Raw genomic sequence first — 2,250 nt, forward strand, 5'->3', positions numbered from 1 at the left:
CCAGCTCGTCCGGATGCGAGGCGCCGTCGAGGAAGGAAAAATTCGAGCGCGCCGCGACCTCCACATAGGTCACGGCAGATGCCCGTGCAGCAGCCAGCGCCCGCCGGCGCGGCAGAGCCAGAGCCGCTCGCCCGAGGCCAGCTCGACCCGGTGATAGTCGCGTGGGGGGGTGTCGGGCGGGGCGCGCCACCATTCGGGCTCGCGCCGCATCGGGCCCTGCCGCGCCACCACCGCCTGCAGCCCGCCGCGCCAGGGCAGGTGCAGCGGCAACTCGGGCGGCAGGTCCGCGGGAAGGTCAAGCAGGAAGGGCTCGCGCAGCAGCAGCACCGGGGCGGGGACCGCGCCCCAGCCGGGCGGGCGCGGCGGGATCGCGGCCTGGGCCGGCAGGGCGCGCTGCATCCGTTCCGGCCAATGGCTGGGCTGCGGCCCGGGGCGGCGCAGCCGCAGCCGCTGGCCCAGCCGGTCGAGCAGCTGCGCCAGGGATTCCGCCGCCGCGGCGCTGCCTCCCTCCCCCAGCCGCAGCCCGGCCTGGCGGCCCATGGACAGCGGATCGGCGGCCCAGGCCTCCAGCGCCATGCGCTCGAAGCCCAGCTCCGGCCGCAGGCTGCCCAGCGGCTCGGCGAAAAGCCGCAGCAGATGCGCCGGCTCGCGCGTCGGCAGGCCGGTGCCGATCGCCAGGGCCTGCAGCGTGCCGTCGCCGCGCCAGGCGGTCAGCCCCAGCCGCCGCGCGCCCAGCCCGGCGCCATGCAGCCGGGCGCAGAGCGCGGCCAGCAGCCGCTCCAGCACCGCCTCGATCCCCGTTCGGGTCAGCACCGGCTCGAGCAGGGAGAGGGTGACGCGCAGGTCGGGCGGCGGCACGGCAGGGGTCAGCGGCAGGCTGCGGCGGCCGGTGGCGGCGTCCAGCGCCTGCATGAAGCCGAGGCCGAAGCGGCGCTGCAGCGGCGCGCGCGGCTGGCGCAGCAGGTCGTCCAACCGGCGCAGGCCGAGGCGGGACAGCGCCGCCTGCAGGCTGCCCTCCAGCCGCAGCGCCGGGCCGATCGGCAGCGGGGCGACCATCTGCGCCTCCTGGCCGGAGCGGATCACCGGATTGTCGCGCCGAGCGCGGGCGAGCGCCGCGGCGCTGCCCGGCTGCCCCGCCACCGCGCCGCGCGCCGCGATGCCGGCGGCGCGCAGCCGGGCGCAGGCTTCCTCCAGCAGCGCTGCCTCGCCGCCGAAGAGATGCGCGCAGCCGGTGATGTCGAGCAGCAGCCCGTCCGGCGGATCGGCCGCCGCCAGCGGGGTCCATCGCCGCGCCCAGAGGGCGAGCGCCTCCAGCGCCGCGGCGTCGGCCGCCGGATCGGCGGGATGCAGCAGCAGGTCGGGGCAGATCGCCTGGGCATCGGCCAGGGCCTGGCCAGCCAGCAGCCCGATCCGGGCGGCGGCGGCATCCACCGCGGTCAGCAGGCGGCGGCTGCTCTGGCGATCCCAGGCGGCCAGCGGCTGGTCGGGCGGCAGCTCCGGCAGGGTCCGGCGCAGCCGGTCGGTGGGCAGGTCGGGCAGGTGCAGCGCCAGGAAACGGCGGCCGCCGCCGAAAGCCAGACCAGGGTTGTCGTGGGGGTTGTCGTGGGGGTCGTCGCGGGAGCCGCCTTGGGGGCCGTCCTGGGCGGTGGTCATGGCTCCCGCACCAGCCCGGCCGCGGCGCCGCGCCAGGCCACCGGCCAGGGTCCGCCCGGGGCGCCGCCGCGCTGGCGCAGCAGGGTCAGCGACCAGCGCGGCCCGGCCAGCCCGTCGGGCCGCGGCGCCACCCGCCAGCGGGTGGTGGCGGCCGAGGGGTTGGGCAGCCCCCCCTGCCTCGGCACCGGACGCAGCAGCAGGCCGAGCCCGCCGCCCGCCTCGGCGGCCAGCTGCAGCCGGCGGGTGGCGGTCAGGTCGAGCGGCGCCGGCTCCCCGGCCCAGCCGGCGACCAGCAGGGTGGCCGACAGCCCGGGGCAGCGCAGCGCCTCCTCCATCGCCCAGAGCGCGTCGGGCCAGTGCGGCGCCTGGGCCAGCAGCAGCCGCTCCGGCGGCAGGCCGCAGCCGAGCAGGCCGGAGGGCCAGGGCTGCAGCGCGCCGCTGCCGGCGGTGATCCACAGCACCATGCCGCTGTCATGGCCGCGCAGGCTGGCGCCCAGCAGCGTGGCGCAGAAGGCGGCGCCGCTGCCGGGAGCATCGGCCAGCACCTCATGGAAGGCGGCGCGGGCCAGGCCGCCGGCGGCCTGGCCCGCGCCGCCT

The 2,250-nt window shown here is 79.2% G+C and carries 2 protein-coding genes; both read right to left on the reverse strand.

What is annotated here, in order from left to right:
- Window positions 1-69 precede the first annotated feature (69 nt).
- On the reverse strand, window positions 70-1,653 hold the full coding sequence (locus BKE38_RS29440; protein WP_083747964.1) for a Y-family DNA polymerase: 1,584 nt from the start codon (window positions 1,651-1,653) through the stop codon (window positions 70-72).
- The coding region (locus tag BKE38_RS32630; protein WP_367596547.1) for an ImuA family protein at window positions 1,650-2,250 on the reverse strand (601 nt) is incomplete at its 5' end. The genes BKE38_RS29440 and BKE38_RS32630, both read right to left, overlap by 4 nt.

The organism is Teichococcus deserti (genome assembly GCF_001982615.1).
GTDB classification, from domain to species: Bacteria; Pseudomonadota; Alphaproteobacteria; order Acetobacterales; family Acetobacteraceae; genus Pseudoroseomonas; species Pseudoroseomonas deserti.

Bases quoted from the DNA above. Each gene is read 5' to 3' on its own strand.
- BKE38_RS29440 (WP_083747964.1), bottom strand. From the start codon at position 1,653: ATGACCACCGCCCAGGACGGCCCCCAAGGCGGCTCCCGCGACGACCCC.